Raw genomic sequence first — 5394 nt, 5'->3', positions numbered from 1 at the left:
CGAGCTTTTTCTTCTGGCGCGTTATCGATCTGGTCGAAAGCACGTGCAGAACCGCCGTAGGTTTTAGCCAGTACGGTAGTGATCGCTGCAGTCAGGGTAGTTTTACCGTGGTCAACGTGGCCGATAGTACCGACGTTAACGTGCGGTTTTGTACGTTCAAACTTTTCTTTAGACATCGATTGTCCCTCTAAGACACGGATAAATCGGTGGTATCACCACATCAACCAAGCATTTGCTCGTTGAATCCAGAACAGAAAGAAAATCAGGGGGCGAGAAATTAAGAAGTGGTGCTGATAGGCAGATTCGAACTGCCGACCTCACCCTTACCAAGGGTGCGCTCTACCAACTGAGCTATATCAGCACATCTTGGAGCGGGCAGTGGGAATCGAACCCACATCATCAGCTTGGAAGGCTGAGGTAATAGCCATTATACGATGCCCGCATCCTGGAACTCGGCTACCTGATTTTTCTGTAGAATTTTGGGATGGAGCAGGATTGTTCATCACTCGGCTCGCATCCTTCGGGCCGGCTGCGCCTTGCGCTGCACAGCTCGAACCTTGCCGAAGGCTTTCGCCCTCTCCTCCCGCCATCAACCGCTGCGGTATTCATCGCATCTCAGTTAATCGCCGAAGGCAAGATTTGGTGGTGGGGGAAGGATTCGAACCTTCGAAGTCTGTGACGGCAGATTTACAGTCTGCTCCCTTTGGCCGCTCGGGAACCCCACCAGATTTTAACTACTTGTGACTTGAATGGTGCCGGCTACCGGAATCGAACTGGTGACCTACTGATTACAAGTCAGTTGCTCTACCTACTGAGCTAAGCCGGCATCAAGTGCAGCGCATTCTAGGTAGAGCGGGCGACCTATGCAACAAAAAAATTGCTTTACGCGCACTTTCGCTCATAAATCAGTCAATTTTGCATACTGTCATGCAATTTGCAGCCTGCGGCGTGCAAACATTCATCACTCGCGGCAATCATTCTCTACAATTTTATCCACTTTTTGCAAGCCTTGAGCGCCGCTTTCTCCGTGTCGGGCTTCTCAAAACACTTAACCCGCGATGGTAAACTGTGAGCGGGATCGATGCACCAAAAAGGGGATACCTGCCCCGAACTGCGGCGTGGGCTACACTGATCCCTCGCCCTTTTGCCGTTGCTATGCCTTTCGCCGCTGTGGCTCAGTTATTGCTTCTCTTCATTACCCCCATCCCAGGAGGAATGACCGATGAAAATAGTGCCTATCAACGCCGCTACGTTGCCGATTTACCGCGATGAATTGGCCCGCCTGTTGACCGATGCCGTCACGCACGGCGCTTCTGTCGGTTACGACACCTTAATTCCTCACGAAGACGCCGAGAGCTACTTCCACAGTCTGCGACCGGCCCTGGCCAAAGGTGAGCTGCTGCTGTGGATTGCCCGTGACGATCGCGGCGTCGTTGGCACCGTGCAACTCGAGCTTTGCCAGAAGCCGAACGGCCGTAATCGTGCGGAGGTAGTGAAGCTGTTGGTGCATAGCCGTGCTCGCCGCAACGGCGTAGGTCAGGCTCTGATGAAGACACTGGAGTACGCGGCACTGCAGCAGCAACGCGGGCTATTGTATCTGGATACGCAGGCCGGTTCGGCGGCAGAAGCGCTTTATCGCAGCCTGGGTTATCGCTGTTTGGGTGAGCTGCCGGATTATGCAGCGGGTCCCGATGGGCATTACCATCCGACCGTCATTTATTACAAACGTCTGTTCACCGTAAGTCAGCCTTCGCGCGCCATCGCCAGTTAGTCTTCAGGCGGTATCCGGCTCTGATGATACCGCCTTGCAACCCCGCTTTATCAACTGCGCGCCGCTTCGCACAATTGACATAAACTGCTGCCTATCGACAACTTTTGCGAAAAAAGTCTACGCCAAAAACGAAGCTGTCTATAATATGCAGCTTGTTTATTCTCTGGAGTTGGCGTCCGGCGCCTTTCCCAACCTGCGTTAACAGGCAGAATTTGGCTTATGATAAAAAGAGATCAATCTTTAGCAACGCCTTACCTACAGTTCGATCGTACCCAATGGGCTGCGTTGCGAGATTCGGTGCCGCTGACGTTGTCGGAAGAAGAGATCGTTAAACTGAAAGGGATTAACGAAGATCTCTCGTTGGAAGAAGTTGCGCAGATTTATCTGCCGCTGTCACGACTGTTGAACTTCTATATCAGTTCCAACCTGCGTAGGCAGGCGGTGCTCGAGCAATTCCTCGGCACCGACGGGCAAAAGATTCCCTATGTCATCGGTATCGCCGGCAGCGTAGCCGTAGGTAAGAGCACAACCGCACGTCTGTTGCAGGCGTTGTTGAGCCGTTGGCCAGAACACCGCAGCGTTGAGTTGATCACGACCGACGGCTTCTTGCACCCTAATAAGGTGCTGAACGAACGCGGCCTGATGAAGAAAAAAGGCTTCCCGCAGTCTTACGATATGCATAGCCTGGTGAAATTCGTGTCGGAAGTGAAATCCGGCGCCAAACGCGTCACCGCCCCGGTTTATTCCCATTTGATCTATGACGTCGTGCCCGAAGGTAATAAAGTCATCGAGCAACCGGATATTCTGATCCTGGAAGGGCTTAACGTATTGCAAAGCGGTATGGATTATCCTCACGATCCGCATCGCGTATTCGTTTCCGACTTTGTCGACTTCTCTATATATGTCGATGCGCCGGAGACGCTATTGCAAAGCTGGTATATCAATCGTTTTCTGAAATTCCGTCAGGGCGCATTTTCCAATCCCGATTCTTATTTCCATAATTATTCAAAATTGCCGGAACCGGAGGCGATTAATATCGCCACGCAATTATGGAATGAAATCAATGGATTGAATTTGCAGCAGAACATACTGCCTACGCGCGAACGCGCGAGCCTGATTATGACCAAAAGCGCTAACCATGCCGTTGAAAGCGTGCGTTTAAGAAAATAAGCCTACCGAAAGATCAAGGGGACGCTGCCGTCCCCTTGTCTTTTCTCACTATTCCGCGCTGCGCAGCGATATCTCTCCGCCGATAAAAGGTTTGATTTCCCCGTCCTGTTCCAGCAACAGTGCGCCCTGCGAATCGATACCCCGGGCGATACCCACAATCTGTCGCTCGCCAATCAGCAGTTTGACCGGCCTGTCGATAAAGTTATCCAGGGTACGCCAGCGACCGATAAAGGGTGCGAGTCCGTCTATCTCAAACTGTTTCAATGACTGACGCAGTTCATTAAGCAAGGTCGCAGCCAGTTCATTGCGATCGATCTGAATTCCCGCTTCCTGTAGGTTAATCCATCCCTGAGTAATGGCGCTGGCATTGGTATCACGCATCGCCAGGTTGATGCCGGCGCCGATGACCAGTTGGGCCGCATCGCCGGTTTTTCCCGTCAGTTCGACCAGGATCCCCGCCAATTTACGATCGTTTAGATAAAGATCGTTAGGCCACTTCACGCGCACATCAGCCGCACCGAGACGCTGCAAGACCTCCGCCATCACCATCCCGATCACCAGGCTAAGCCCCATAGCCGCTGCCGGCCCCTGCTCCAGTCGCCAGAACATCGACAGATATAAATTAGCGCCGAATGGCGAGATCCACTGCCGCCCGCGGCGCCCTCGTCCAGCCTGTTGGTATTCAGCGACGCAGGCATCACCAGAGTGCAATTCGTCGATGCGATCCAGCAAGTATTGGTTGGTGGAATCGACCACCGGCAACACGCTTACACGCTTGTCTTCCAGCAGGCTGAGGATTCGCTTGGCTTCCAACAGCTGGATGGCGCCAGGCAGGCTATAGCCTTTTCCGGGCACGGTAAAGACATCCAGTCCCCATTCGCGAATGGTCTGAATATGCTTATTGATCGCCGCGCGACTCATGCCCAGTGACTCACCGAGGTGTTCACCGGAATGGAATTCGCCGTCAGCCAGCAGCGCGATCAGTTTTAACGGAACCTTGGTATCTTTCATGACAGCACCGCCACGGCATTCAGTTCACCGGTCGCGCCAATAAAACGCACCTCAGGTTCCAGCCACACGCCGAATTTATCAGCCACCGTCTTGCGTACGTGGCGCGCCAACGCCACCACATCCTGACTGTGGGCGTTGGCGATGTTCACCAGCACCAGCGCTTGTTGGCGGTGTACCGCAGCGCCACCGATACGATATCCTTTCAGTTCGCATTGATCGATAAGCCATCCGGCGGCCAGCTTCACTTGGCCATCCTGCTGTGGATAATGCGGCATAGCAGGATATTTAGCGATGAGTTCTGCGGCTTTCTCTGCGTTCACCAGCGGATTCTTGAAGAAGCTGCCTGCATTGCCGGTTTCACGCGGATCGGGCAGCTTGCTGCGGCGCATGGCGCATACGGATTCAAATACCTGAAGTGGCGTCACCGTGGCAGGATCCAGCTTGGCCAGATCGCCGTAGCTCAATTTAGGTTGCCACTGTTTGTTGAGACGCAGACCCAGCCCGACAATGACATGTCCAGTCTGGAAACGGTGTTTGAAAATACTTTCCCGGTAACCAAAACCACACTCGGCAGCCGGGATACGATCGATAGCGCCGGTAGAGAAGTCCAGCAGATCGACATACTCGCAGATATCTTTCAATTCGACGCCGTAGGCGCCGATGTTCTGGATAGGGGCGGAACCGGCCAATCCAGGAATCAATGCCAGGTTTTCCAGACCGCAGATCCCGGCCTGCAGCGTATATTGCACCAGGTCATGCCAATTTTCACCGGAGCTGACGTGGAGATACCAGGCATCGTTATCTTCCCGAACATCAATACCCTTCAACTGATTGACCATTACTGTGCCAGAAAAATCCTCCAGGAACAGCACGTTGCTACCTTCACCGAGAATCAGCAACGGCTCCTGACGCTTGCGCGTTTGTTGCCACACCTTGAGCATTAACTCAATTCTATCGGCCATGATCAGGTGCGCGGCGTTGACCGGGAGCGCAAACGTATTGTGGTTTTTTAAAGACGCGCTTTCAGTAGACATAACGTTCAGTACCCATACGGAAATAATCTTCCGCCTAGTCTACTCGATTCGAGGCGTCTGGCTAATATTTGTTTTAATTAACGTGAAATTTATCGACTAATACACTGAAGAATTAAGATTTATCTTTGATATAACCGGATAATTCTCATCAGTCTGTTCATAGATAGATATTTTTATTATTTAAATAATAATCTGGAACTATCAATTATATATTTAGCTGGCTATTTCCCTAGCAAAGAAACATTATGCTTCCTTATAAGGATAAGCTACATATGCCAAAAAAAACATTTTTCAAAGTAATAGATACTGTCAGGATATTTATTTTACGCACAGCAAAAAGCCCTGAACGTCAGTTCAGGGCTTTCGGCTTTGTTTGATGCCTGGCAGTGTCCTACTCTCGCATGGGGA

Annotated in this window: 5 protein-coding genes, 4 tRNA genes and 1 other RNA gene; 2 read left to right on the top strand and 8 right to left on the bottom strand. The window is 51.8% G+C overall.

Going from position 1 to position 5394, the window contains the following annotated elements; genetic code table 11:
• The 6 genes from ACTJJ6_RS23490 to ACTJJ6_RS23465 form a co-directional block, all read right to left on the bottom strand.
• Positions 1-176, bottom strand: a 176-nt coding sequence (locus tag ACTJJ6_RS23490) for a GTP-binding protein (protein WP_016831079.1), incomplete at its 3' end; no start/stop codon positions are given.
• Between the two features lie 109 nt (positions 177-285).
• Positions 286-361, bottom strand: a tRNA-Thr gene (locus ACTJJ6_RS23485).
• A 6-nt stretch (positions 362-367) separates the two neighbouring features.
• Positions 368-442: transfer RNA gene (locus ACTJJ6_RS23480), tRNA-Gly, on the bottom strand.
• Positions 443-478: 36 nt separating this feature from the next.
• Positions 479-594, bottom strand: a non-coding RNA gene (locus ACTJJ6_RS23475) — RtT sRNA.
• A 46-nt stretch (positions 595-640) separates the two neighbouring features.
• Positions 641-725: transfer RNA gene (locus tag ACTJJ6_RS23470), tRNA-Tyr, on the bottom strand.
• 25 nt (positions 726-750) lie between these two features.
• Positions 751-826 (bottom strand) — tRNA-Thr (locus tag ACTJJ6_RS23465).
• 396 nt (positions 827-1222) lie between these two features.
• Here ACTJJ6_RS23465 and ACTJJ6_RS23460 point away from each other — a divergent pair.
• On the top strand, positions 1223-1771 hold the full coding sequence (locus ACTJJ6_RS23460; RefSeq protein WP_085337720.1) for a GNAT family N-acetyltransferase: 549 nt from the start codon (positions 1223-1225) through the stop codon (positions 1769-1771).
• Between the two features lie 219 nt (positions 1772-1990).
• Entirely contained in the window at positions 1991-2941 is a 951-nt protein-coding gene (coaA, locus tag ACTJJ6_RS23455) for a type I pantothenate kinase (protein WP_025304936.1), read from the top strand.
• A gap of 48 nt (positions 2942-2989) precedes the next feature.
• Here coaA and birA read toward each other — a convergent pair whose 3' ends face one another.
• Both birA and murB read right to left on the bottom strand, forming a co-directional pair.
• Positions 2990-3952: a bifunctional biotin--[acetyl-CoA-carboxylase] ligase/biotin operon repressor BirA gene (gene birA / locus ACTJJ6_RS23450; protein ID WP_004929427.1), complete on the bottom strand. Its 963-nt coding sequence runs from the start codon at positions 3950-3952 to the stop codon at positions 2990-2992.
• Complete coding sequence (gene murB / locus ACTJJ6_RS23445) at positions 3949-4986, bottom strand: UDP-N-acetylmuramate dehydrogenase (RefSeq protein WP_151254215.1); 1038 nt, start codon at positions 4984-4986, stop codon at positions 3949-3951. Before murB ends, birA begins: the two co-directional genes overlap by 4 nt.
• Between the last annotated feature and the right edge of the window lie 408 nt (positions 4987-5394).

Source organism: Serratia sp. 22278, from assembly GCF_052045405.1.
GTDB lineage: Bacteria > Pseudomonadota > Gammaproteobacteria > Enterobacterales > Enterobacteriaceae > Serratia > Serratia marcescens.
Note: the sequence above shows the minus strand (reverse complement) of the source record. Positions and strands in the feature narration are given on the sequence as shown.